The organism is Catenulispora sp. GAS73 (assembly GCF_041262085.1).
In the GTDB taxonomy this organism is placed as follows: Bacteria; Actinomycetota; Actinomycetes; order Streptomycetales; family Catenulisporaceae; genus Catenulispora.
Window position 1 is genome coordinate 43,518 of sequence record NZ_JBGCCM010000042.1, and the last position, 26,499, is coordinate 70,016.

At 68.8% G+C, this 26,499-nt stretch carries 13 protein-coding genes and 1 pseudogene; 4 read left to right on the forward strand and 10 right to left on the reverse strand.

What is annotated here, in order from left to right; translation table 11 throughout:
* The first annotated feature begins 94 nt into the window (after positions 1 to 94).
* Entirely contained in the window at positions 95 to 667 is a 573-nt protein-coding gene (locus ABH935_RS42675) for a hypothetical protein (RefSeq protein WP_370383700.1), read from the forward strand.
* Positions 668 to 816: 149 nt separating this feature from the next.
* Here ABH935_RS42675 and ABH935_RS42680 read toward each other — a convergent pair whose 3' ends face one another.
* Both ABH935_RS42680 and ABH935_RS42685 read right to left on the reverse strand, forming a co-directional pair.
* Positions 817 to 2,241, reverse strand: coding sequence for a hypothetical protein (locus ABH935_RS42680; RefSeq protein WP_370383701.1), 1,425 nt, complete (start codon positions 2,239 to 2,241; stop codon positions 817 to 819).
* Between the two features lie 346 nt (positions 2,242 to 2,587).
* The gene (locus ABH935_RS42685) at positions 2,588 to 6,625 is read right to left on the reverse strand and encodes a hypothetical protein (protein ID WP_370383702.1); all 4,038 of its coding nucleotides are present in this window, start codon (positions 6,623 to 6,625) and stop codon (positions 2,588 to 2,590) included.
* A 1,097-nt stretch (positions 6,626 to 7,722) separates the two neighbouring features.
* Between ABH935_RS42685 and ABH935_RS42690 the strand changes: the two genes are divergently transcribed.
* Complete coding sequence (locus tag ABH935_RS42690) at positions 7,723 to 7,923, forward strand: hypothetical protein (RefSeq protein WP_370383703.1); 201 nt, start codon at positions 7,723 to 7,725, stop codon at positions 7,921 to 7,923.
* Between the two features lie 91 nt (positions 7,924 to 8,014).
* Here the strand turns inward: ABH935_RS42690 and ABH935_RS42695 are convergent, their stop codons facing one another.
* Together ABH935_RS42695 and ABH935_RS42700 are read right to left on the reverse strand one after the other, a co-directional pair.
* Positions 8,015 to 8,626 (reverse strand): hypothetical protein, encoded by a 612-nt coding sequence (locus tag ABH935_RS42695; protein WP_370383704.1) that lies wholly within the window; start codon positions 8,624 to 8,626, stop codon positions 8,015 to 8,017.
* Positions 8,627 to 8,655: 29 nt separating this feature from the next.
* The gene (locus ABH935_RS42700) at positions 8,656 to 8,880 is read right to left on the reverse strand and encodes a hypothetical protein (RefSeq protein ID WP_370383705.1); all 225 of its coding nucleotides are present in this window, start codon (positions 8,878 to 8,880) and stop codon (positions 8,656 to 8,658) included.
* Between ABH935_RS42700 and ABH935_RS42705 the strand changes: the two are divergent.
* Together ABH935_RS42705 and ABH935_RS42710 are read left to right on the forward strand one after the other, a co-directional pair.
* Positions 8,872 to 9,565: pseudogene (locus ABH935_RS42705) on the forward strand (exodeoxyribonuclease III); the annotation flags it as partial. The gene ABH935_RS42700 and the pseudogene ABH935_RS42705 sit on opposite strands and share 9 nt — an antisense overlap.
* A 157-nt stretch (positions 9,566 to 9,722) precedes the next feature.
* Positions 9,723 to 10,613: a WXG100 family type VII secretion target gene (locus ABH935_RS42710; protein ID WP_370383706.1), complete on the forward strand. Its 891-nt coding sequence runs from the start codon at positions 9,723 to 9,725 to the stop codon at positions 10,611 to 10,613.
* A gap of 34 nt (positions 10,614 to 10,647) precedes the next feature.
* Here ABH935_RS42710 and ABH935_RS42715 read toward each other — a convergent pair whose 3' ends face one another.
* The 6 genes from ABH935_RS42715 to ABH935_RS42740 are packed head-to-tail and all read right to left on the reverse strand — an operon-like array spanning position 10,648 to position 26,367.
* Positions 10,648 to 12,231, reverse strand: a complete 1,584-nt coding sequence (locus ABH935_RS42715) for a leucine-rich repeat domain-containing protein (protein ID WP_370383707.1) — start codon at positions 12,229 to 12,231, stop codon at positions 10,648 to 10,650.
* Positions 12,228 to 13,679 (reverse strand): ricin-type beta-trefoil lectin domain protein, encoded by a 1,452-nt coding sequence (locus ABH935_RS42720; RefSeq protein ID WP_370383708.1) that lies wholly within the window; start codon positions 13,677 to 13,679, stop codon positions 12,228 to 12,230. Before ABH935_RS42720 ends, ABH935_RS42715 begins: the two co-directional genes overlap by 4 nt.
* Positions 13,679 to 14,887 carry a hypothetical protein gene (locus ABH935_RS42725; RefSeq protein ID WP_370383709.1) on the reverse strand — a complete coding sequence of 403 codons (1,209 nt, stop codon included), beginning with the start codon at positions 14,885 to 14,887 and terminating at the stop codon, positions 13,679 to 13,681. The genes ABH935_RS42720 and ABH935_RS42725 overlap by 1 nt, the downstream gene beginning before the upstream one ends.
* On the reverse strand, positions 14,884 to 25,569 hold the full coding sequence (locus ABH935_RS42730) for a hypothetical protein (protein WP_370383710.1): 10,686 nt from the start codon (positions 25,567 to 25,569) through the stop codon (positions 14,884 to 14,886). The genes ABH935_RS42725 and ABH935_RS42730 overlap by 4 nt, the downstream gene beginning before the upstream one ends.
* The gene (locus tag ABH935_RS42735) at positions 25,566 to 25,928 is read right to left on the reverse strand and encodes a hypothetical protein (RefSeq protein ID WP_370383711.1); all 363 of its coding nucleotides are present in this window, start codon (positions 25,926 to 25,928) and stop codon (positions 25,566 to 25,568) included. Before ABH935_RS42735 ends, ABH935_RS42730 begins: the two co-directional genes overlap by 4 nt.
* Positions 25,921 to 26,367 carry a YbaB/EbfC family nucleoid-associated protein gene (locus ABH935_RS42740; RefSeq protein ID WP_370383712.1) on the reverse strand — a complete coding sequence of 149 codons (447 nt, stop codon included), beginning with the start codon at positions 26,365 to 26,367 and terminating at the stop codon, positions 25,921 to 25,923. Before ABH935_RS42740 ends, ABH935_RS42735 begins: the two co-directional genes overlap by 8 nt.
* Positions 26,368 to 26,499: the final 132 nt, after the last annotated feature.

Below are 26,499 nucleotides of genomic sequence, written 5' to 3' on the forward strand. Positions count from 1 at the left end.
CTGCTTCGCGCCAGCACGCCGGCTGGTTGAATACCTTGTGCAGACAATCGGAGCAGCCTGGTACAGCTCCCCAGCTTGGGGATTCATCGGGGTCGTGGTGGCAGTGATCGCGGTCGTCGCCACCGCCGTGGGCATTTGGGCGGCCCTGCGAGGCCCAAACGCGAAACGTCGCCTGTTGTACTCAATGCCAACAGTCGCCCCGCTAATTAATGATTCTCCAAACCTCGGATCTCGTCTGGAGGTCCGTTTCGACGGTAAAATCCTGAGTCGGCCTCAGGTAGTTGTACTACAAATGGCCGCACAGGGCCGTCAGGACATCTTGCGGGCCGACTTCAACGACGAGCCCATCGTCCTTGATCTGGGTGTGGATATCATGGGCTTGCTTACGGTGGTCTCTATTCCGGAGGACAGTCCGTTGGTACCGGTAGCCGTGAGCGGCCAAACCCTTCGCCTCGGCCCCGGACTGATCCACCGCAATCAAGCCATCGCCGTTTCAGTGCTCGTCGATGGTGCGCCGGAGCTCACGCCGCCTCGCCAGACCCTTTCGGATGTCAGAGTCCGACTTGATACCAGAAACGCGTCGGATTCGATAATCAAGCTAGTGTTGGAATCGGCGGTTGGCTCGACATCGCTAAGCGCGATTGTCCGCCTACTGATCGGACGGTAGGGCCCGGGCCGATGAGCCTGGCCGAGATGGTTGCCTTGCCGACGTGTGCTTGCCGAAAAATTCATCCGCACTGGTCAGGCTGCTATTCGATACTCGTTGACGACGCCTGTAGTGGTCAGTAGCTCGGGCACCGGGCTTGAACGGGTCTTTTATGCCGCAGTCTCGTACTCGTGGATCAGTCCGCCGAGGAGGCGTTTGCGGCGGATCCGGTCGTGTGGGTGCCGAATATTCCATCCGTGCAGGTCAGGCTGCGTGCTCGTACTCGTGGAGGATTGCGCCTGCCGATAATGTCGTCCGGGCAGGTCAGGCGGCGTGCCGGTACTCGTGGATGGTTCCGCCGAGTCGGTCGTGTCGGCGGATGTCGAGGTCGGTGATGTGTTGTGGTTTTCGTCCTCGGGCCCGCTGGCATCAGCCGGCCCGATCGGCAAAGCAAGTTGTCGGCGCAGTCCCGCCACCACAGCCGACAGATCCCGCTCACGCAGATGGATGCCCGCCAGCGCTTCGATGATAGGAGGCAGGTCCTCCTCAGGCACCGCATCGCGGAGCCCTGCAGTGACTGGCCGCAGATCTCGATGCGTGGCGCAGATAAGGATCCCCAGCACTGCGGATTTGCCCGACCCCGCACCGCCTGTGACCACCCACAGCGCTTCCCGACCACCAACAAGCCAACGAGTCAGTTCGCGCAACAGCTGCCGCCGACCAGTAAATACTCCCTGCTGCAAGCCATAGCCGAGAGGTCGACCAGCAGCCCGGTCCGCGAAATGCGCCGCATCGAGCGACACGTCCAAATCGAGAAAGGGACGTAACACCTCGTCGCTGCTTTGCGCTACCAGCGCCGCAACAGGACCAGCGGGCTGGCGTGGGTTGGGCACGAAGGGTGGCTCGGGGGCACCGTCCACGGGGGTACTGGTGACCTCTTGCCCTCTCACACCAATCGCAGCGGCTCGGAGGCGGATCTGCTCAACCAGCACCCCGAACGGAACGTACTGACTGGGGTAAACATCCAAGGTACCGTCGGCGATCTCAGTCAGCACCTGCGCCACTGCCAAGCTAAACACTCCGTCATAGGCCGGGTCATGCCTGGTAGTCGCAGCAATCACCCACGCCTTTGCCCCGTCCCTGGCCGCTGGAAGCCATGACAATCGGGCAGCATCCCCTGCATGGCATGCATCCAACAGAAACAAAGTTGTAGGCCGGTCATCGAAGCTCTCTACGGTGGCTACCCAATGCGCGACGTCAGTGTCAGGGCTATGTTTGCCATCTGCTCCCAGCAAGTACAAACCGCTATCCTTCAAGACACCGCGTGTCAGGACATGTACAACTTCAACGGCACCCGCCCTGGCTGATATCAACCTGCCCTTAACGACCGCGCCAAGCGCATCCGCCGAGTCAAGTTCCCGCGCATCTACCGTGGAGCACTCGTAGCCGAGCCGGACCAGTGCGTCCTGCACATCGACCGCTCGGTCGACCGCATACGGGAGATCACCCGGTACGTCGGTTGCGGGCTCGCCTTCTGTCGAGCCGAACGTGGAAATGCCGATACACAGTGCACGACCGGTCGGCTGATGGGTCAAGGCGCCCCCCTCGAAGGCCCAGCCAGCGAGTAGTACCCGTCTGCAAGCGTTGCATTCACGGCGATGCTCAGATCAGAGTAGCGAAACGCTGGCAGACGGCGGTGGAGCTCGACCCCTGTGTGTGGGCAGTGGTCATCGTCGCCCTGCGCGGTGCCGGAGTGCAGAAGGTGAGCGTAGTAGGCGACGTCGACGACTACGGCACTCGTATCGCTGGCCGTGGATGCGAGTCCTTTGAGGAGGGCGTCGTTCCACCAGGTAGCCATCCGAGCCGATGCCTCTACCGGGGCCAGACCGGCTTGGTAGTTGTGTACCCCGTGTATGCCGAGGACGCTGACAGATGAACTGTTCATGAGTCTCCCCCCGCAGAGATGTAGTCGAAGCATGCGACTTCGTTCCCATAGCCGACGACCAGTGCTTCGCCGCTGAACGCCACGGTTCGGGGACGATAGGGAAGGGTCGCACGCGACACTTCATGGAGATGTGTCAGATCCCAGAATCGCAGCATGTTGTCAGTGCCGCTGGTGACGGCATGCGCTCGCCCTCCGATTGTTGCGCAAGCCGTCATAGTCACCCCATAGCAGTCGGCCGGAATGGGGCGAGGCTGCGTACCGGCGGTGAGGTCCCAGAGGAGCACCGTTCCGTCGTCACTGCTACCGGTGACGGCGTGCGGCCGTCCGTTGTATATCGTGCATGCCACTGCAGTCACCCTGGTGACATGTCCTGTAAGTGGCGCACCGACTTGCCGGCACGTGGTCAAATCCCATACCCGCAGGCTCTTGTCACCTCCCCCGGTGACGGCATGGGGCCTTCCATCGATATCCGTGCAGGCCACCGCGTTGACCCAGTCGTCGTGCCCGATCAAGACAGGGCCGACTTGTTGACCTGTAGTCAGGTCCCATATCCGCACCGTTTCGTCGCTGCTGCCGCTCACGGCGTGCGGCTTTCCGTCGATAGCCGTGCATGCCACCGCCGTCACGCTGCGGTGGTGCCCGGTGAGAGGAGAGCCGATTTGCTTTCCTGTGGTCAAGTCCCATATCCGGAGCGTTTTGTCGCTGCTACCGGTCACAGCGTGCGGCCTTCCCTCGATAACGGTGCACGCCACCGCGTTGACCGCGTCAAGGTGTCCGCTCAAGGCGCTGCCGACCTGCTGGCCGGTGACCAAGTCCCATCGGTAGGCCATCGCGTCCAGACCAACTGTGACTACGATTCCCTGGCCATTGACCTCCAGGACGGCAGCTGCCCGTACCGTTCGGGTATGTCCGGTCCGAGTTCTGCCGGCATGGTGCCCGCTGCTGCTCAGGTCCCAGATATGCAATGGGTCACTATGGCCAAAGCCGCTACTGCCGGTGACGGCGTACGGCCTTCCGTCGACGACCGTGCACTCCACCGTGTACACCCAGTCGGTGTGTCCGATTAGGGGCTGGCCAACCTGCCCGCCCGTGGTCAGGTCCCAGATGCGTACAGTGTGGTCGCTACCGCCGGTGACAGCGTGCGGCCGTCCGTCGATTTCTGTGCACGCTACCCCCGTAACGCTGCCCTCGTGTCCGATCAGAGGCTTGCCAATCTCTTGCCCCGTAGACAGGTCCCAGATCCGCAGGGTCTTGTCATTATCTCCGGTGACAACATGTGGCTGTCCGTCGATGACCGTACATGCAAAGCGTGTCGCATGGACTGGCAACCAATGGACAGCGTGCAGGCCACTAATAAGATCCCACAACTGCAGGCCACGGTCGCTGTGAGCAACAAGGTGCGGACGGCCGTCTATCGCGACGCATTCCGGTGGCCCTGATGGACTGTCCCTGACATGAACTGTGCGTTGGCCAGAACTCAAGTCCCAGATTTCCAAAGTCCGGTGGTGAAAACTGCCGCCACCGGCGATGCAATGCAGGTATCCGTTGATCATGGTGCAAGTCAACGGCGTCACATTGCCCATCAGGGCCTGGCCGACCCGGCGGCCGGTCGTCAAATCCCAGATTCGTACCGTCTTGTCGTCGCCCTGGGTGATGGCATGCGGGCGTCCGTCGAGAAGGGTGCACGATCTGACACTCGCCCAATCAATTGCCCTGGTGAGCGGGTGATCGATTTCTCGGCCGGTGCTCAGGTCCCAGATCCGCGCCTGGGTGCCGCGGGTGATAGCGAGCGTTTGCCCTTCGAAGGGTAAACATGCTAAGAGGTCCAACGCGCCCTTGCCTTCACCCTTGGCGATTGTCGCCCGAAGGGCTGGGCTGGACAGTTGTCCGCCGGTGGACCACCTCGCCCGCCACACCGTCGATTCTTCGATGGAGTGCGTCGCCACTCGCGAGGCAATCGGCTGACTGCCGTATCGCGTGGCATTTAGGCTGAGTATGCTACGCCACTGCTCTGCAGTGGCTGGCTTCACCCGTTCGGTTTCACGCCATATGGCCGCTGCGAGGCGTCCCAAGTCGTTGCGGCGGGAGTTGCACACCTCGCGGACGGCGGTGGAGTCAGCGTCCAAAGCCTCCTCCAGCCTGCCAGCTTCTACGGCGTGTTCCAGCCAGTGCCGTCTAACGTAGGGCTCGGCTGCATCCCAGTCACGCAACCCGTCGGCTGTCAGGGCAGCAGGCTGTACCAGCCGGTCAAACGCGGCGCCGAGCGTGGCATAGGCTCGTTCGTCGTCTATTGCGCACAGGTGATCGACGAGGCTTTGGTGGAAAAGGCGGTACTCGGTCAGCCCGTCAGGTCCGGCTGCCGATCGTAGGTAGAAGCGGACACGAGACAGTACCTGGCGAAATACAATGTCTGAAAGCTCGGCCGGACCTTCTTCACAGTAGTTGGCCTCGGCAAATACTGGGGCCAGACGGCGGATGACTGTTGCCGGCATGCCGCTGCCGTGGCCGTGGGCGATCGTGGTGAGCACGGGTAGTGCCCAAACTCGGACGAGTTGCTGGTCGTTATCCTCCAGTTGCGCCAAGTCCAGTGCCAGCAACTCCGGCACCCCGGTTGGAACCGATGCGAGCATTGCTGCTATGCCATGCTCTCTCAGCCAACGCTTACCGGCTTGCACCAGAAGGTTGGTGTACAAGGCTGCGGACAGAAATTCACCGCCGCGTGGTCGGTCCGGCGTAACCAACGCATTCGCGACGCCTTTTGCTGTCTCGCGCCGCACGCCTACTGTGAATTCTGATCCGGTAGCGAGAAGGTCCGTGACATAGTCAACCAGTTCTCTATGCAATCGCTCCGATGGGATGGCATCCAGATCTACGACAGTACCTTTGGCCTTCGCCAGGCGGAAAAGCGGCTCGAACTCCTCCCACGGGCGGGTCCCAACCAGCAGTCGGCAGGCCGGCGCTCCGTCCGCACGGCGGGCCACAGCGAGTGGTGATAGCAGTCCGCCGACGATCATCTCCTGTCCGACCGCCTCGTCCAAGGCGTCGACGACGATCACAGGCGGATTCGGCAGTGTGATGATCGCTGCAACCAATGCATCAGCATCATCCTCGGTGCCCGGCAGCACATTCGCCGCAGATGGAAGGTTCAGCTGACGTCGCAGCCCCTGCACGGCCGCGCGGAGATCCCGTTCACGGAGATGCAGGCCCGCGAGGTTCTCAATGACACCCGGCAGGTCGTCCTCAAGCACCGCCTCGCGTAGACCGACGGTGGCCGCTCGTAGATCTCGGTGTGCGGCGCACACTAGCATGCCCAGCACGGCGGACTTTCCCGAGCCGGCTCCGCCGGTCACCACTCGCAGCGGAGCTCCGCCATCCTCCATCCACCGAGACAACTCCCGCAGCAGTTCGCGACGTCCCGTGAACACCCCCTGCCGGAGGCCACGATCCAGTGGCCAACCCGCAGCCCGGTTGGCGAAATGCGCCGCGTCCAATGCGACATCCATGTCGAGGAACGGCCGCAGCACCTCATCGCTGCCGTTGGCAACGTGCGCCGCACCAGGGTCTGCAGGTTGACGCGGATTAGGCACGAACGGCGGCTCCGGCGCGCCGTCCACGGGCGTTCCGGTAACCACCTGCTCCCGCACACCGATCGCGGCAACCCGGCGGCGGATCTGTTCGACTAGCACGCCGAACGGGATGTACCGGCTCGGGTACACGTCGATGGAGCCGTCTGCAATCTCGGCGAGCACCTGTGCCACCGCAGTGCTGAACACGCCGTCGTACGCCGCGTCGTGCTTCGTGGACGCGGCGATCACCCATGCCTTGGTCCCGTCCCCCGCCGCCGCCAGCCAAGGTAGTCGGGCGGCATCTCCCGAGTGACAGGTATCTAGGAGGAACAGGGTCGTGGGCCGATCGTCAAAGCTCTCCACAGTCGCGATCCAGTGGGCCACGTCGGTATCGGGGCTGAACTCACCGTCCGCACCGACCAAGAACAAGCCGCTGGGCGTCAACATTCCGTGCGTCAGGATGTGCACGACTTGGACTGTGCTTACGCCACTACCCGTGAGGCGCCTTCTGACGGCTGCGCCCAACTGTTCAGCTGTAGCCGCGTCCATGTTGTTGTCCGAGACGTCGGCATATCCGAGCCGAGACAGCGCGCCTTGTACCTCCCGCGCGCGATCGACGGCATAGGGAAGGTCACCGAACGCGTCCGTGGCCGGTTCATCGGCTGATGACCCGAAGCTGGGGATGCCAACACACAGCGCACGACGATCAGGCTGTCGTTCCAATGCGCCCCCTTCGACACTGGACGGCTAACTTAGCAGCGCAATTACAGACTGCTGTCATTCCGACGTCAGTTCAGCGTAACGGAGCAGTAGTCGCCAGCGAGGTCCTTGCGGATGCCGTGTACTACCAGGCTCATCGGGTTTGAGCTCTCAGGCCCACGGGCTCTGCGGGAAGTGTCAGCTGACACGGCAGCCTGATCGAACTGTCCCTTGACAGGGAAGTCATCAGACGGGATCTGTGGATCAACTCGGTGAGGGCCGCCCCTTTCGAGTGATCGTTTGCAGGCTACTGACGAGATCGGCGAGTGGCGACTCGTGCGAGCCTTGTGATAGCGGTGTGGTAGCGGACGTCGCGTTCACAGGTGGTATTGCCCATCACGAGGTGGAAACTACGAGTCGAGTCGACTCGGCCGAGACAGTACCGGACGTGCTTGGATATCAACAAATAATAAAAGGCTTTGTATAAGAACCCTGACTACGGATCAGAAGGTTAGGGGTTCGAATCCCTTCGTGCGCACTCGCAAAACCAAAACCCCAGGTCGCTGACCTGGGGTTTTGTGTTTCTCGACTCAGTGACTCGACTCGAAGTCGAGGCTGAAGTCGTCGAAAACAGGACGTGTGGTAGCGATGTGGTAGCACCCGTGCGCAGTCCGTGTGGTCGCGGGCTGTTTCTGGTGGTGTCACCGTGTCGCTTCCGGTCTGCGAGTCCCGGTGTTGTCGCCAGTTCAGGTGGTCTGACAGCGTCAAGTGTTCTGACTTTCCGCACTTCACAGCGGTAGTGGTTTCCCACGGAGCAGAATCGGGGGACGGAAGCGAAGTCGAATCTCAAACCTGTGGAGACCGCTGTGAGTAGGTACGCGGTGGACGTCGAGCGGCGCCTGCTCCTCGCGACGCACGCCACCGGCGCGGGCGATGTCGGGTTTACGGTAGCGGCGCTGCCGACCGACCTGGCACAGGATGATGGCTGCGGGCGGCGGCGCGTTTGGACGGGCTTCGACCGGGTCCTGTGGCGGTGCTACACGCACCCGATTGAAGCCGCCGGATGACCTGACGGACAACACCGAGGGCTGGCGGCGGCAGTTGAGCTGCAGGATTTCGGCCAGGTGATTGCCGTCATCCAGAAGCCGAACCTACCCATCAGCCCGACGAACTTTTGCTGCGAACAAGCTTGACGTCTTCAAGTTGAAGACGGCCTCCATGCTGCGGCAGTAGGCAGGTAAGAGGTGCATGGGCGAAGGCCTTGTGCGCTTCGAGTTCGTCGAGGACCTGCGTCCACGGTTCGTTCTCCTCTACCACGATCAGAGTGCTGTCTCCATCGCTGCGTACGACGATGCCGTCACGACGTGCTTCGGCTGCCAGCGAGGCTTCGAGACCGTCAAGGGCGACTGCCGAGCTGTGTGGGATCTGTAACGCCGCAGTGGTGGGGGCGAGCCGTCCTGTCGGTTTCGTTCGACTGCGTTCGTCGACGAACCGGCGCATGCGCGTGGTCGTTCTGAGGGTCGGTTTTGCCGCTACAGGGCCGGAACCGGACTGAGCAGCATACCGGCGGTCGTACAGCGCCTGGTTGGTGGCGTGCACCAGGGCGCCACCTTCGGACACTTGCGCGAGTCGGTCGGGCAGGTCGACCTGATAGAGGAATAGGGCGAGCAGTTCGTATTCGTCGATCGTGACCAGCCGTGGCTCACCGGCCCAGCGATCGCGGAACTCCATGTAGCCGACGAACTCGGCCGGACGGGTCAGCATGTCCACGACGACGTGTAGGTCGGTCAGGCCAACGATCAGGGACTGGCATCCTGCGGGAGAATCCCGAGTTCGATGAGCCGGGGCAGCGCCGTCCCGAAGTCACCGAGTCCATCGAGAGTCGGCACGAGCTGGCAGCAGCGCCGGACGCTGGACCCGTCGATCACCAAAACGCATTCGCCTGCGCTGTTGTAAAACCCGAGCAGGCCGCGCACTGAGTACATGGGCTCGATCACGCTCCAGTTGCCGAAAGCCACGCTCATCGACCCGGCCCCGCCACCAAGGGCCGCGCCGGCGTCGCGCTCTACAGCCGCGTAGCCCCGACCACGACCCGCATCGGCTTCGGCGCCCCCGAGTTCGACACCTCCGGCCGCTACGGCGAGATGCAGCTGCCCACCCTCACCGTCGGCAGCCTCTACCTGCCCGCAGGCGAGGTCGGCACCGAGCGCCAGGCGGAGAAGGAACGCTTCATGGAGGCCTTCCACACCCACCTGGCCACCCTGAACGCCGAGGCCGCCGAAACCGGCCGCGCCGTCCTGATCTGCGGCGACTGGAATATCGCGCACCAGGAAGCGGACATCAAGAACTGGAAGGCCAACCAGAAGAACTCCGGCTTCCTCCCCGAGGAACGCCAGCGGCTCAGCACCGTCCTGAGCGACGCCGGCTACGTGGACGTGGTCCGCACCCTGCACCGAGGGCCCGTACTCGTGGTGGAGCTTCCGCGGCAAGGCCTTCGACAACGACAGCGGCTGGCGGATCGACTACCAGATGGCGTCAGCCAACCTCGCGGAGCTCGCCTCCTCCGCGGTAGCGGAGTGCGCCGCGAGCTATGCGGAGCGGTGGTCTGATCATGCTCCGGTGACGTGTGCGCATGACTGGGACATCACGGCGGCCGTGCCCGCTCCGAGGGACCCCGCATCGATCGGGTGGCTGGCACGGAACCCATAGTCGTTCGGGCAGTGTTCGATGACTCGACGGCCTCTTCCCGACCGGCATGGTGGCGCCGGCGGACAGTTCGCTCCTAGTGTTCGAAAGTCGGTCCCCGACGACGTCCGCGACCGGGAACGACAGCTGATGAACCCACCATCGCAAACGGAGGGCCGGCATGACGACCTCGGTCGACGTCCAGGGTATGCAGCTGGCGCAGGAGGACTTCCAGCAGGCGCTGGACGAGATGAACTCGATCTACGGTGCGATGTCCGAGGAGCAGGACAACCTCAGCGCGAACTGGTCCGGTATGGCGGCGACGGCGTTCGGGCAGGCGCTGGGTGCCTGGGTCGACGACCTGTACCAGATTCGGCAGGAGCTCGTGGTCATCACCGAGAGCCTGGCCACCCACACCGGGATCTACAGTGACGCGAACGAGACGTCGCAGCAGGTCGCCGCGGCGTTCCAGCAGCACGGACTCGACGGGCTGGAGGCACTCCCGGGGGCGTCCGTTCTCGGGACCCGGACGGGACAGCTGAAAGCCAGGCGGTTGGCGGTCGCACGGATGGAACCGCTGGAAACCGGGGAACACGACGAGGAACAGGCGACACCGAGGCTGGCCTACAAGTCCGTGCACCTTGAGCCCGGACAGATGGTTGCCGAGCGACGGGTAGAGGGACAGCTGCTACCGGTGCAGTCTTTCGCGGCCGATCGTGTCGAAGTCGGACATCTGGGCGAGCGTATCGAGGCCGGACGGGTGGAGGCCCGGCAAGCGATAGCCGAACCAATGGCCCCGCTGCTGCGTCTCGCAGACCGCGTCGAGGCCACACCGATGGAACCCCTGCAACCGCTGGAACCCCGGCAAGCGATGCTCGAACCAATGGCCCCGTTGCTGCATCTCGCAGACCGCGTCGAGGCCACACCGATGGAGCCCTCGCAACCGCTGGAACCCTTGCTACCGCTGGAACCCCGGCAAGCGATACCCGCGCTACCCGCTGAACCGCTTCTGCCTTTCGGGGTCGAGGAACCGAGGCTGTTGGGGGTCGAACAGACGCCGCCGGAGTCCTGACGCTGAGTCCTGACGCCGGATGCCGGTCCCGCTGCTATGAGAAAACCTGCAGCTCCGACAACTGGGCGGCGGGCCAGCCGCTGTTGGCGGTGAAGTAGAGCTGGATGTAGCGCGCGTGCACGGCGTTGAAGGACACCGCGGCCGTGTCACCGGTGCGGGCGTCGAAGGAGTAGCCGCGCGAAGAGACGATCGTGGTGAACACGCCGTCTTCACCCGCGCCGAGGATCGTGATCGTCTGGGTCCGCTGGTTCCAGTCCGCGACCGGCGGCAGGTCCAGGACGACGCGGCCGACGGTGGTCGTGGTTCCGAGGTCGACGGTGAGCGCCTGCGGGAAGACGGCCGACCCGTTCACGCTCTCCCAGTACGAGCCTGTGTCCCCGTCGACCATGTTGGCTGCGACGTATTGGTCCTTGGAACTCGTGGCGGACGCCGGGCGGTGCAGCGCGAGGTCCACGTTCGGCGGGGCGACCGGGTACTGGGTGAGGACTTGGCTCGGCGAAGTCCTGACCGGACTCGGCGAACTGGCGCGCGGCGCGACGGGAACGGTCGTCGTCGGAGCCTTGGTCGGGGCCGCGGCGGACCACGGGGCGGGAGCGGCGGGCGAGGACGCCGAGGGCGGCGGCGGGGTCGGGGTGACCGGCCTCGCGGTGGTACTCGGCGTCGAGGGTGCCGAGGGTCCAGGGGACGAGGGGGTCGTCGGGGCCCACGGGTCACCGTCCGTCGCGGCGGTCGTCCCGGACCCGGCACCCGAGGACGAAGCGACGGCCGGGGCGTGCGCATCCGCCGCGCCGCCGCCGGCGCCCCCCGCGGCGACGATCGCCGTGGCCGTACCGGCCAGGACGACCGCGGTGGCGACGGCCGCGCCGATCCGCCGGTCACCGCCCACCCGACGGGTCGGCCGGTCCGCCGGGTGGAGCGGGCCGACGGCCGCGCCGGACGCGGTCGCGGCCGGGTCGAAGGGCTCTGCGGCTGAGGTGACCGAAGCGTTCGAGGTGACCGAAGCGGCTGAGGCGACCGCGACGGCGGGCGCCGCCGGAACCACCGGGCCGACGCCTCGCAAGTAGTCGAGCACCGACTCGGTCCCCTGCGCGGCGATGTCCGGCGAGGGAAGGATCAGGTGCCGGTTCCCCGCTATGCCGAGCTGAGCGAGCGCGGGCAGCTCGCCGAGCGTCAGCGGCAGTTCGACGAGCTGGTTCTCCGCGACGTCGAGCGTCGCCAGCGCGGTCAGCCCGGACAACCAGTCCGGCAGCGCCGAGAGCCGGTTGCCCCGCACGGACAGCGATTCCAGCTCTGCCAGCGTCCCGATGACCGCGGGGACCTCGGTCAGCTGGTTGCCGGACAGGTCGAGTTCGCGCAGCGCCGCGAGCTCCGTGAACCAGACCGGCAGATCGCCCAGAGCGTTGCCGGACAGATTCAGTGATCTCAGTGTGCTGAACTCCGCGAGGTTCCCGGGCAGCGCCCGCAGGCCCAGGCCGGCGAGAGAGAGCACGGTGGCCTCGGCGGTCCGGGCCGCGCGGATGCGGGACTCGGCTTCGGCCGCGCGGTGTTCATGGGCCTGTTCGTTGCCGTCTGCGTTGCCGTCTTCGTTGCCGTGTTCATTGCCCTGTTCGTCTGTCACGGCAGCTTCCACTGCTGACTCGCGTTGCCGTTGCAGTCCCAGATCTGGAGCGCGGTTCCCCAGTTCGTGGACGCGTTGGGGTCGTCCAGGCACCTGCCGGACTGCGGGTTGAACAGGCTCCCGTCCGAGCGCGGGATGAACACCTGCGCGCCGGTTCCGTTGCAGTGGTAGAGGTCGACCTGCGTTCCGGCGGCCGTGCTGGCGTTGTGCACGTCCAGGCAACCGCCCAGCACGTGCAGGGTGCTCCCGGCCTCGACGTACGTCCAGTTCTGGGCACCGGTGTTGTCGCAGCCCCACAGGTCGATCTCGCTGTAGTCGGCGGTGTTCGACGCATAGTCGTCCATGCACAGGTTGCCGTTCCCGATCACCTGGCCGGTGGCGTCCGCATGGGAGACCGGCACGGGGCCGGTCGGGGGCGCGGTGGTCTTGGGCGCAGGGGGCGGCGGCGTGGTCTTGGGTGGGGCGGTGGTCTTGGGGGCGGGCGGCGGCGAGGCGGTCCGGGGCTTGGGTGCGCTGGTGGTCGTGTGCGTCACAGTCTGCGTCGTCGTCAGCACGACCGGTGGGGCGGTGTCGATCGGGTTCGCGTCCGGTGACCCGCCCACGGACGCGGTCGTGGCCACGGCGGCGTGTGAACTGCTCGGCGGGGCCGGGATCGCCGCCGTCGTCGACGCGGTTCCGGTCGGGGTCGGCGCTCCCGGCGTGTCGGCAGCGCCCTCCGCCAGCAAGTTCCCCAGTGGCTGCGACGTGGACACGCCGCCGGGTCCGGTCAGCGCGACCGGCCCGTCATGCTTCGCCGACGTCCCGCCGGTGCCGACCGCGGCCGCGACGATGGCCGCGGCCGAGAGCAGGGCGGCCGCGCCGACGACCGCAGCCGCCCTCGGAACCGTGCGCGAACCGCGAACCGCGGGGTCGGTCGAGGAGCCGGTCGCGGGCGCGTTCGAGTGGTCGATCGACTGCCCGGTGGAGGGGGCTGCGAAGTGGTCGGCGTCTTCAGGCGCGCCACCGGCCGCAAGAATCGGGTTGCCCTCCGGCGCCGCACCGTCGCCCTGCCGAAGCACCTCGGAAGTCCCCTCGTCCGGAGCGCACGCCCGCAGATGCGCGAGCACCGCCTCCGTCCCCTCGGCGACCGTCTCCGGCGGCGGGAGGAGCAGGTGTGGGTTCCCGTCGAGCTCCAGCTCGGCCAGGCCGAGCGTCCCGAGCTGCCAGGGTACCTCCACCAGCCGGTTGCGCCGCAGATCGAGGACCCGCAGGTCCGGGAAGGTGTCGAGCCACGGCGGCAGGACGGTGAGCACGTTGGCCGACAGATCGAGCTCCCGCAGGGCCACGAGTGCGCGCAGCTCGTCCGGCAGGTCGCGCAGGCCCAGGCCGGACAACGTCAGCGCGGTGTGCCCGCCGGCGCGGGCTTCCTCGATGCGCCGCAGCGCGGTCTGGACCGGGTCGTCTTCCATCAGCGGCTCCTGTCAGTCGGACGGGTCAGGGCGGCGGTGGCGCGGAACAGGTCGACGGCGTCCGGCAACGTCGCGGGAACCGTTTGCAGGCTGTTGAGATGGCCGAGGAGTCCGGCCACCGGCGCGACGCCGTGGGTGCGCAAGTAGTACGTGACGGCGTCGCTCCAGACCCACCGACCGTCGGTCCGGAACCCGGAGGGGACCCGGCCGCGACCGTCGGCCGGGTCCAGAACGTCGTCGAGCCGGGCCGTGGTCGACATCAGCACAGTCCCCGCCTCCAGCGCCGCCGCGACCTGCTCCCGGTCTGCCGCGGTGAGGCGCGGGCGGTCCAGGTCGAACAGGGGCGTGCCGTCGGCGGTGACACCGTCGTAGACCGGCGCGAGGCGGACAGGCTCGGGGCTGCCGGAGATCCACAGCAGGGCGGACCTGGCGCGCGCGGAGCGCTGGTAGGCCGGGAGATCCTGGTCCGGGGCGAAGGCCTCGACCTGGGGGTCGGTCTCGCCGAGCGCGGCGAGGTGGCCCTGGAGCGCGGCCGTGGCTTCGAAGGGCTCTGCCTCCGGGTTCAGGGCCAGCAGGAAGACGCGCCGGGGCGGGGGCCACGGGGAGCCGTCGGACGGCGCGCGCCAAGCACGCCACAGCGCGGTGGCACCGGCGATCCGCGCGGCGGCCGCGGCGGCGGCCCGATCCAGATCGTCGGCCACGTCACCGGCCGAGTCGCCGGACAGGTCGCCGGACAGGTCGTCAGGCACGTCGCCGGGCGCGTCGGCGGACAGCCCGGCGGGCGCGTCCCCCGGTGAGCCAAGTGATCGCGGCGAGCCCAGTAAGCCCGGCGAGCCCGCGGTCAGGTCGAGACAGGGCCCGAACTCCCCGCCGCGCGTCGCCATCAGTTCGGGTGCGGCGGGTGCGAACACGTGCGCCACGATCCCGTCCGCCCGATCCGTCCCAGACTCGACCGGAACCCGCGCCAGCACCGCGGCGTCCATCCCGGCCCCGGTCAGGATCCAGCCCAGCAGGCCCACGTCCTCAGCGGCCAGCGTCAGGCGCGCGGCAGCCGCGTGCGAGGCCAGGGCACTGGCCATCGCCTCCGGTTCCAGCGCCGCGAGCCACGTCCGGCTCTGACACAGCAGCCCGTCCGGGACCCGCCCGGCGAGCCGCAGCAGCAGGCTGTGGCAGGCTCCCGCGAGGGTGGTGACGCCGATGTCGGTCACGTGTTTCCTCCGGTCCGCGGCGGGATGAGCGGCAGCTTCGGCGGTGCGTCGAGCGCGGCCACCAGCGAGACGAGGTCGGGGTACGGTGCCGTGCCCACCGGCTGCCCGTCGCGGTAGACCATCAGGCCGTGGGCGTTCTCCCACCGGCGCAGGAAGCGGTCGCCGAGCCCGCTGAGTCCGCCGACCCAGATCCCGTCGTCTGACAGCTGGGCGACGGTGCCCCGGACGCCGATCACGTCGACCGGCGGCAGCGCCGCTTGCGGAGGGCCGCCGGCCAAGGCCTGGTTCGCCGTGGCCCGCCGAGCGTTCTCCGTGCTGATCGCCTGGGCGAGCGCGGCACTGTCGTCGCCCTCGATGAAGATGCGGCGGGGCACCGGGTCCGGCGACGCCGCCAGCTGCTCGATGATCGCCGCGGCGAGTTCGTCGCGGGTCGCGGCGCTGCCGCGCACCGAGTAAGCGCCCGCGGCAGTCGGCGCCCCGCCGATCGAGACCGTCAGGGTGTCCCGCTGCGGCGGCCGCTGCAAGGCGTTCGCCAGGTCGGTGTTGTCGCGCGGCAGGGCGAAGCCGGAGGGGATGGGCTGCCAGGCCGCCTGCACCGCGTCCCGCGGCGTGGCGCTCCCGGACAGGTCGTTGCGATGTTCGGCGACCGTCGTCTGCTGGTCTCCGGTGGCGTGAGCGGTGCCGGTCGAGGCCGTGTGGCTGGCCGCGGCCTGGACGGCGGCCGCGGGCACCTCGTCGACCCGGGCCTGGGCGGTGTCGACCGCGTTCTGCGCGGCCTGGTTCGCGCGGTTCGCGGTGTCGACGAGGGGTGTCAGCCTTCGGACTTCGTCTTCGAGCGCTGTCCGCTGGGCTGCTGTCGCGCGGGCGTTGGCGACCTGTGCCGCGGCGTCGTCCCGGGCCTGGGTCAGCGCCGGAGGCGGAGCCTGGCCGGGCTGGGTCGCCCGGTCCACGGCGTTCTGCGCCTGCCGCTGGGCTTCTTCAAGATCTGCGATCCGCTGCTGAAGGTTCTCGGGGTGCAGGTTCTGGTGATTCTGCAGGGCCACGTCGGCGTCGTGGCCGTCCTGCAGAGTCTGCGCGTTCCGATCGACGGTCTGTTGCCGCGCCTGCTGCCGGTCCTGCAGTGCTTGCTGCCGGGCCAGCGCCTGGCCGTCGAGGCGCCGCTGGTTCGCGGCGTCGTCGACCGCGCCGCGGTGGCCGGCGTCGGCCGGGTCGAAGACGTGGTGTTCCAGGTGGTCGGCGTTCCCGCCCGCATAGTGCACCAGGGTGAGGTCCACCGGCCGGTTGGCCGCCACGGCCAGATCCCGCGCGGCGCGCAGGTGGTCGTCGATCGTGGCGGTGCCGTTCAGGTCGGCCACCACGCGGTGCGGTTGTCCGTCCGGCGGCGGGGTCGTGCTCAGCGTCGTGACCTCCGCGGCTCGGGCGGCCGCATCGTCGGGCAGCTGCCGGGCCAGCGGATGGACGACCTGAGTCGGATGGTTCTGGGCGAGGTTCTCGGCCCAGCCCTTGGGCAGCAGCCCTTCGAAGTTCTTCGTGGAATCGATCTTCATCGACCAGTCGTGGGGGCCGGTGAGCAGGTAGGAGACCTTGCCGCCGTAGGTGTACGAGTCGTCCGAGTACTGCCGGTTGTATTCGGTGTAGTCGCCGATGTTCGCCTCGGTCTCCACGCCCTTGCGGTTGCCGGCGGACCCGCTCGGGATCCCGGCGCCGTCGTTGGTCTTGCCGCCCAGCGACACGTCGGTGGACCAGCCGCTGCCCTTGCTCTCGCTGAAGGTGGGCTCGTCGGCGCGCTCGGTGAAGGTCATGCCGTTGTATTTGGCGGGCTTGCCGGTCGGCCGGATCACCCCTTCGATCTGGGCCCCCAGCCGCACCGGCTCGCTCTTCGGCGACGGCAGCTCGAAGGTGCCGCGGAACAGGTCGCCGGAGTTGTCGCGGACGTTGCGGTTGGCCAGCGAGGTCGTCAGCCGGACTCCGAGGTCGCTGTGCGGGGCGTAGCGGCCCAGGTGCGGCGCGGCCGGGGTGCCGCCGAGCCCGGGTCCGGTGCCGTCCATGTAGGGCGTGGCCTTGCCGCGCGGCAGGGTCACTGCCGGAGCCCAGGCCGCGACGTGGTCCAGTTCGGGAAAGGTCAGGCCCTGGAGATGGTCGGCGAGTTCGTGGTCGAGGGTGCTCGGCTGGACGCGCTCGCCCGGGGCGGCCGCGTGGACGGCAGGCGGGAGCGGCGCGGCAGCGGCAGGCGGGTGTGGCGCGGCGCCGGGCGGGTGGGGTGCCGCGGCAGCCGGGTGCGGTGCCGCCGCGGGCTCGGCCGGCGGCGGGCCGTCCTCGGTGAAGTGGTGCGGCACCACGTTCCGCATCGTGATGTGCGTCGGTCCGTGCGCGTCGTTCCCGGTCCGCAGCGTCACCACGGGCGTCGGCGGAGTCCGCGAGACGCTGGTGCTGGGGAACTGGGCCAGCGGCTCGGGCATCTCGTGGCCGACGTAGATGTCGATCTTGAGGTTCAGCTTGTGCGTGAACTCCTCACCCTCGCCGGCGGTCGGGGTGCGGTCCTCTCTGTCCTTGCGCTGCTGATCGGTCTCGTTCGGCACCTGCGGCGGGGTGTCGCCGCCCTTCGGCCGCACCGCGGCCGCGGTGCGGCGGATGTCGCGCACGACGCTCTGGCTGCCTGTCGCCTTCTCCACGCCGGCCCCCCAGCGCGTCGCGAAGTCGCCCGTACCGCCGGCGTGGCCGTCCGCCGTGAACTGCCCCTCGACCTTCCCGACCACCGAGAAGTCGTGCCTTGAGATGTTCTGCTTGCCTTCTTGTTTCAGCGACTGCCCGCCGAACGTGACCGCCCCGCGGTCCCGGGTGCGGACGTGGTCGGTGTCGGCACGCTGTGCGGTGACCCGCACGGTGACCTGGGTCGTGCTGCCCCCGAGTCCCGGGAACTCCGCACGGTGGGTGACGCCGGTGTCGAACAGGTCGTCCGGGTGCGCCTTCAACTCGCCGGGGTCGAACTTGTGCGTGAACGACCGCCACACGTCCGAGGCGTCGGTCAGGTGCTCGTCGCCCACTGAGCCGGTCGTCGCCAGGCCGTGCTTGATCGCGCCGACGATGCCGGTCCCGGCCGGGAGGGTCACCGGTCCGCCGGGGTGCTTCGGCCCGCTCTCCTGGAAGACCGCCGCGTGGTCGTCGAGATGGGTCGCGTAGCCGGCCGCCATCGCCGCGTCGTACCGGGTCAGGTGCAGCGGCTGGTTCGGCTTGGGCGGCGGGTCGAGGTGCGTCGGCACCGCGGGCACCGGCGGGTTGGCCGTCGGGTCGCCGTGCAGCGTGCTGACGTCGGAGTGCAGGGTCGTGCTCATCGACAGCTCGGCGGCGTTCTCGATGAGCAGGCGGTGGGACTCGGGCGTCGTGTCGTACGCGGTCGGCCGGAAGAGCTTGCCCAAGCCCCCGTTGATCCACCCGGCGTCAACCGGCTGCCGGTTCGAGGTCACCTCCAGGACCAGGTGCGCCCGGCCGAACTGTTGTCCGGTGTTCTCTGTGAGCAGCGAGACGTCGATGCTGCCCTTGGTCGTGGAATCGGTCTTGCTCGTGATGGTCCCGGACGCCTCGGCCCCGACCGATGCGCCGATCTGGTCCGCGACGCCGCGCTTGGTCGCCGACGGCTTCGGCTGGTTGCCCGACCCCCCCGCGCCCGCCTCGGAGGAGCCTTCCGTGCCGCCGGTCTCGACGTTGTGCCGGTACGCCCCGCCGACCGAGCCGGCGACCTTGTAGTCCACGTGCGAGTTCTTGCTGTCGGTCTGCTTCACGTCGTGCTCGGCGTAACTCTCGTTCGCCGCGTCCGGCGCCGCGTGGCCGGCGGTCGGGTCGGCCCGGACGAAGAAGCCCTTCACCGTGAACGAACGCTCGTAGTTCGGCAGGCCGGGGCCCCAGTGGAACTCCTTGGGCAGCGGGATCGGGATGCCGCCGTCGCTCAGCAGCCGGGGCAGGTTGGAGCGCAGGAAGCCCTCGGACAGGGCCCGCTCCACCTCGGCGACGTAGGCGGGATGCTCCCACGCCTTGGGCGGCACCTCGGGGTGTGCCGCCCTGGCCTGGGAGATCACGAAGCCGGCGGAGGACCGCACCGACTTGTCCAGCCCGGCGAAGGTGGCGTGCAGCCCGTCGGTGCCGGTCTTGCCGAAGTCGATGACGTCGGGGTGGTTCTTCAGGTCCTGGTACTCGTCGTCGCTGAGCTTGGTCGTGCGGCCGACGGTCGCGGCGACCGTGTGGTGCGCCTGGATGTAAGCGGGCTGGTCGGCGTGGGCCTGGCTGGGCCGCAGCGCGGCGGGCACCAGCGCCGGCACGGTGGCGCCGTCGCCCTCGATGATCCGGCTCACCGTGCGCTGGTTGCCGGTGGGCCTGCCGAAGCGGTTTTTGACCTCGGTGACCGTGACCTGGTACCTGGTGTCGTACTCGGGCCGGAACGCGTCGCCCTTGGGCGCCCGCAGCCGGCTGTAGTTCTTGGACGCGGTGCCGTCCGACTGGCCGTGCGTCTTCCCGCCGGACACGCCGCCGCTGAAGTCGCCGATGTCGATCGCGCCGCCGTGCGGCAGCTCGACCCGGCCGCCGATGCCGCCGCCGGTACCGACCGTCCAGGAACGTTCGGTCGACGAACCGCTGCCCCGCGTGCCCTTGGTCTGGTGGTCGATCGCGACGTCCGGGTCGGAGGGGATGGCGCCGTGCGGACGGTCCAGCATCACCTGTTCGACGGACACCTTGTAGGTGCGGCCGCCGTAGGTGATCACGTCCTGGTGCCCGGCGTCCATGCCGCGGCCGCGGGCGCCGCGCAGCTTCGGCGTACCGAGCGCGAGCTGGAGCTGCTTGTCGCGGCGGTAGCGGAGCCGCGCCGGCCGGCCGTCGGCGCGCGAGGTGGCCTTGGGGTCCCCGGGCGGGAGTCCCCGGCGCATGCCCTTCTGGTTCGAGGCAAGGTCCCTGATGAGGGACCGGGCCGTGGAGTGGATCTCCTCGCTCCGCGGCAGCTCCTTGACGGCGGCGCTGCCCAGGCCGGCTCCGGCGACCAGTTCCGGGGTCTCCCTGCGCGGGTCGGATTCGTTGACGGCGCGGCGGACGTGGGGAGTCTGCGCACCGCCGTCGCCCTTCCAGGACACGGTGCGCAGCAACTGGCCGTCGCCGTCGCGGATCGCCCTCTCCTCGCCCAGGCGCAGTGAGGTGTCGACCGGCTTGTCCGAGACCACCACGATCTGCCGCCCGGTCTCGGTCCCGTCGGGGGCACGCTGGACGACCTCGCGGACGGTCTGCCGGGTGTTGAGGTCGTGCCTGGCGATGCCGTGCTCGTCGACGATGCGCACGGAGCGGTCCGAGACCAGCGTGCGGAGCAGATCGTCGTTGGACAGATGGTCCAGCCCCGCGCCGTCGTTCTCGCGGGCGGCGCTGATCCGGTTCTGCAGGTTCAGGCGGTTGGTGAGCTCTTGCGGGCTGTGCTGAGCGTTGTTCGCGGGACGGAGCCCGTTCGCGGCGGTCTGGAGTTCGGTCTCGAACCGACTGCCGCGCGGTACGACGAGTTGCAGACCCGTGCGACCGGCCTGGCGCGTCAGGTCGACCAGCGCGTCGTGCTTCCCGGCGGTGCCGTCGGCACCCCAAGCGTGCTGCCCGCTGTCGTGCCAGCCCCACACCACGTGGCCCGCGGGGTTGAGGACGTAGCCCTCGTCCGGGAGGTTCGCGCGGGTGAGGATGTCGTGCTCTGATGTCAGGTTCGTGACGTGGAGTTGTGGTTCGGCCCGCACATCGTCGAGCGAGTGCTGCAGCCCGGCACCGGGTCGGGCCGGGGCGACCAGGCCCACGTCCCGGGGCGGCGCGGCGTCGGCGGCCGAGGTTTTTCGGGAGTCGAGGTCTCTGACGGTCTTGATGCCGTGGACGTTCTGGCCCGGCGGCACGGCGCGGTCGGCGGGACGCGCGATCCGGGACGGGTTCGGCTGGAAGGAGCCCCTGTCGGTCCGGGCGCCGCTGACGCCGTTCGCGTCGAGGTGGTAACCCCGGGGCTGCGAGAACACGGTGGCGTGGTCCGTGCCCGCCCAGGCGGTGGTGTGCGGGGGCAGGTGCGGGCCCATCTCCATCGTGCCGTCGGGGCGGGGGACCGGCGGCGGATTGTGGGTGACGGTGAGCACGCGGTGCTGGCCGTTCGGGTCGGTCTCGAAGACCCGCACTCCGTGGTTGGTCTGGAGGTCGTGGAGTTGCTGGAGTTCGCGCGGGGTGAAGACATGGTTGGGCGGGACGTGGATGGAGGCTTGGCCGCCGGTGTTCCGGAGGTGCTGGTAGAGCGCGGTGTTGTCGTGTCCGTCGCGCAGGCCGGCACGCGGGAACGGCGTCGAGGCCGGCAGCCTGCTCGCGTTGAGCTTCAGGAGCTTCTGGTAGATCTTCGGGTGGTTCACGGCGGAGTTCGCGCCCAGGCCCGGCGGACGGGTCCGCGGGCCGATCTGGTTCGCGGCCCGGGCGGCCCCGGCCGGGGTCAGCGCGGCCCGGGCCGGCACGGGGACCGCCGGGGCGCGGCCCGCGATGTCGTGTTCGAAGGCCGCGGACTGGTGCACGGGCACCATGAGCTCGCCGACGAGGTCGGAGTGGAACGTGACCACCGCCGGGGACCGGCTCAGGTCGGACTGGATCCGGCGGTCGGCGTCGACCTGGCCGGTGACCCGGAAGACCGCCTTGTACCGGACCTTGTCGCCGTCGTGGGTCACGGCGGTCTTGGCCTGGCCCTGGACCTGGGTGCCGATGCCGTGCTTGGAGCCCACGGAGCCCTCGAACGCGTCGACCGTCGCGGTGACGCCGTCGACGAACCCGAACTCCGGGCCGACCTTGATCCCGACGCCCTGGCCGTGCTCCGTGCCGTGCTTGACGGTCACGGTCTCGGCGATGTCGTTGCGGATGCCGCCGTCGGTCGTGGTGCCGACGCGTTCCACGGACACCAGTTCGGCCTTGAGCCCGGTGTAGCCGGCGAAGCCCTTCGTCCGGACGAAGTTGGCCGGCAGCGAGTCGGTGAACGCCGCCTGCGCGCGGTCCCGGAACGACTTCTCGTCGAGGACCTCCTCGACGGCGCTGTGCACGATCTCCGCGGCCCGGTGTGGCGCGACCTTGCCCGGACCGATCAGAGCCTTGAGGTAGGCGTCCTCCAGCGGCTTGGTGTCCACGGCGCCGACCGTGTAGTCGTAGCGCTCCATCGCCTTGGGGTGGCTGGCGTTGATGACGGGGTGCGTACCGTCGGGCGCGCCGTGACCGTAGGCGGCGGGGTAGGCGGTGGTGACGGTCTTGTCGGTCACGTCGTGCGCCGCGGCGGCGGTGTGGCCCGCCGAGGTGTGCACCTCGGCCTCGATCCGGACCTGGTGCGCGACCCCGACCCGGGCGCCGTTGGTGGCGCGGTTGCCGAGCTGCACCTCGTGGGCCAGGGAGTGCGTGGTCTTGGTGCTGACGTCGACGCTCGGCCGCACCATGATCGTCAGGCTGGACAGCTTGCTCGTGAAGGTCTTCATGTACTCGGCCAGGAAGCCCATGCCGCGGTTGTTCTCCACGACGTCGGTCTGGTCGTGGGCGATGTCGCCGTACTTGGACAGGAACTCCCGGAGCACCGGATCGGGATCGCGGGCCGCCGGGGCCTCGTCGTCGCCGGTGAGGCGGAACCGGACCCGCACGACCGTGTCGCCGCCGCCGACGGTGATCCCGGAGCGCAGGTTCTTCTCCCACTCGCGGGGGTCGGTGCTCTCCAGCGCCTTCGTGACCTGGTGCTGGAAGTCGCGGGCCAGACGGCGGTTGATGTGGTCGCCGGCGGTGTTCCCGGTGTTGACGCCGGCCGAGTCGGTGAGGTTGGCGGCCTTGAGGGTGGTGAGGAGGTTGTGGCTCTGCGCGGCCGCGTCGTGGGGACGGTCGGCGGTGACGACCGAGAAGTCGCCGAGCGCGTGCGGCTGGCCGGCCATGCCCGGACGGTTGTACCAGGGGACGAGGGGTTCGGTCAGGGTGTGGTCGGGGTTGCGGGCGGCGGCGGCGTAGGGCGGGGACCACTGGACGACGTCGCTCTGCCAGCGGGGGTGGTCGGCGCTGTCAGTGAGGGCGGCTTCGGCGGGGTGGTGGGTGGCGTCGGGGAGGGGGCGGGACGCGGCCGGTGGCGTGTCGACCGAGTGGGGCGGGGCGTGGGGCGGGGCCTGGGTTGGGGCCTGGGTCGGGGCCTCGGCCGGCGGCCGGGTGGTCGGGCCGGTGGCCGGGTGTTCGGTTGAGGTGACCGGCTGGTGGTCCGTGGGCTGGGGCGCGGGCCGGGACGTGGACTCGGTCGCCGGGCGGTCCGTCGGGTGCGGCGCCGTCTGGTTCGCGGGGCGCGTCACTTCTTGAGGTGCCGGGCGGGTTGTCGTCCCCTGATTCGGTGTGGGTTCGGCGGTGTGCGCGACGGCCGGCTCGGAAACGAGGCTGAGCGCAGGCTTGCCGCCCCGCTCGACCGCCGGGGCGTGCGCGGGCGCGGGCGCGAAGTCGTGGAAGACACCCTGCGAGGAGTACTTCGGGAGCCCGGGACGCAGCGGATCTGGCTCGGCGACCAGGGCCACCCCGTCATGCGAGGTCCAGACCTTGTTCGTGGGCGCCGCGACGTGGACGCCGAGTTCGTTGGCGACCTCCTGGGCGTACGCGTGGCCGCCAGACGGCGCGACACCGGTGTCGCAGATGATCAGCCGCAGGCCGGACTGCTGGATCTGTTCGAAGTCCGGATGCTGGCGGACGAGATCGGCGAAGGCCTTGGGACTGAGGTCGTAGCCGCCGACGCTGACCCGGCCGGAGTCGCCGTGCGCGGCGATGGTGTAGCGCCCGCTGGAGTCGGGCACCAGGGCGCGCGCCGCGTGCGCCTGGCCCGCGGCCCCGGGCGAGGCGTCGTCCTGGAGGTGCAGGGTGTTGCCATAGCCGGTGCCGAAGCGGGACAGGAACGACGAGGCGTGTCCGGTGTCGGCGAAGGTCTCAATGCGCTGCGGGGCGGTCTCCGGGTGGGAGGGCCAGGTGTGCGGATCGGCTACCGGGCGCGGGAAGTTGTAGGGGACGGGAGCGGTCGATCTGCCCGGGCTGAAGGGCAGCGGCTCAGAGTGGCTGACGATGACGCCGGTGACGTCGGGGGCGTGCGCGTGAATCGGAGCCGGGGCGACGACCACATTGGTATCGGCGGGAGCATGCCCGTGAACCGGCGTCTGGCCGGGGGCCGTGACCACGGTGGTGTCGGTGGCGTGGCTGGTATCGGTGGCGTGGCTGGTCTCGGTCACCGCGGAGTTGTCAGCGGAATGGTCGAGCACCGGCTCGTGACTTGTGATCGGCACATCGGCCGGCCTCGGCGCCGGTGTCTGAGGCTCGACCGGTCGCTGCGCTTCCAAAGGCCGCGGCTGCTCGATCGGTTGCGGCTGCTCGGACGACTTCCTCGGTTCGGGGGTCAGCACCGGCTCGGGGGTCTGCCGCGGGCCGGAAGACGTGGTGAGAACGTCCTCGGGACGCGGCGTGCCCGCGATCGCCGACGCCGGCACCGCAGGAGGATTGGGCTCGGCCGTCTTCACCGCCGGGGGCTCGGTCACCGCAGGCGGCTTCCTGACCACGTCCGGCGCCTTGACCGGCGCCAGGACCGGCCCCTGAACCGGCTCCACGACCGGTTCCTTCACCGGCTCCACGATCGGCTCCGGATGACTACCGCCGGGCGGCACCGGCTCGAACCCGGGCAGCCCACCGGCCGGCCCCCGGCCACCGCCGCCCGGGGCGGGCGGGTGATCCCGCGACGGTCCCGGTCCCCCATGAGGACCCGGCCCCGGCGGAGGCGGCGGCTCCGGCAGGTCGTGCGCCAGCGCCGCCAGGTCCTTCAGCGTGCTGAGATCGACCGGCGGCTTCTTCGGCGGCTCCTTGCCGCCCTTGCCGCCGCCGCGTCCGGCGAACAGGCTCCCGGTGACGCCGGAGGCGAAGGCCAGCCCCAGGTTCTGGCCGCCGCCGAACGCGGCGTTGGAGATCCCGGCGACCGTCACGCCGGTCGTGCCCGCGAGCACCAGCTTGCCCGACAGGTCCTTGATCAGGTCGGGGGCGACGACGTGCGCGACCTCGTGCAGCACACCGCCGACGCCGCCGGCCAGCGCACCCATCTCCACCGCGCCGATCGTGCTGTTCGTGTCCCAGTGGTCGCGGTCCTTGAGGACGAACATCTGGAACGCCTGGACCGCCGCGTCCATCCCGGTCTGGATGGCGGTCGCCGAGATCACCGACATCGCGAACCGCTTGGCGAGCTGCTGGATCACCAGCCGCCCAACCGCCTCGATCTCCGGGACCACGGCCAGGCCCCAGATCGTGCTCGACCACTCGATGATCTGCTCGGCCATCCACATCAGCTGGGCCAGGATCATCAGCTTCGAGTACTGGGTCTGGACCGCCGTGTCCTTCGACATGGAGCCCAGCTGGCCCGTGGTGGTGACCAGGGTCGGCATGGTGGCGTTCAGCTGTTTGACGAAGGCGCCGAACTGCTCGCCCGCCGGGCCGTTCAGCGCGTCGTTGAGCCCTGAGGCCATCGGCGCGATCCGGTCGTTCACCGCGGCCAGTTGGTCCCGCGTGTGATACCAGACGTCGCCGAGCTGGTTGAGCTGGTCCTCGTCGGCCTGCGGCCAGGCCTGGCCCGCGGCGATCTCCACCACCCAGTTGAGTTCCGGGGGAATGTCGATGCTCACGGCCGGACGTGGTCTCCGGGAGTGTGCTCGGGCGGCGGGTTGTCACCGCCGCCGAAGTTCGGCACGGTGTTGCCCTGCTCGGTGGCCTCGTAGCCGCGGACCATGGTGTGGACGCCGGTGACCATGCCGTTCGCGATCTTGGAGAAGTCGGACAGCGCGCTGACCACCATGTCCCGGGTCGCGTTGTGCGAGGCGTAGAAGGCCTTCGCCGCCGCGTCGTCCGTGCCCGCCGCGTTGGACAGCGGGGCGAGCCCCTCCAGCAGACCCGACCGCGCGGCGGCGGCCTGCTGGTCCAGTTCCACGATCTGCGGGATCACGACCCCCATGCGGTCGGTGTCGACCCAGACCGGCTCACTCATCGATGCCTCCCGATGCTCGTCCCGGCACGCGGCCGGTGTCGATGTACTCGCGCACGGCATCCGGCATCGGCGGCTCGTCGGGCAGGGCCTTCGTGAGGTCGGCCCGGCCCTGCACGAGGTCGACGAAGTTCAGGCCGCGCGGCAGTTCCGGCGTCATCAGCTCGCCGAGCGCCTCCAGCGCCTTGACCTTCGCCTCCGCGACGGCGCCCTGGATGGCCTCGGCCAGCTCGTTGGGCGCCATGCGCTTGTAGGCGCCGGTGGGGAACTCGATCGAGAGCAGGCCGCCCTGCGCGTCGACCTTCACCATGACGGTCTGGCGCGCCGTGACCGCGGTGCCCGAGATCTCGCGGATCTGCCGCTGGAGCTCGGCGGTACGGGCCCGGCGCTTGCGGTACTCGGCCATCAGCGCTTCGAGCTCGCTGTCGAAGGGCAGGCTCATCGGCCGGTTCCGTCCGGGTTCATGATCACTCGCCTTCCCGATGCCGACATACCGGATCCCACGGTAGGGGCACGCTCCGGGACCGATCGCGGTCCCGGAGCGCGGCTTGCCCGAACGGACATCACCGTCTTC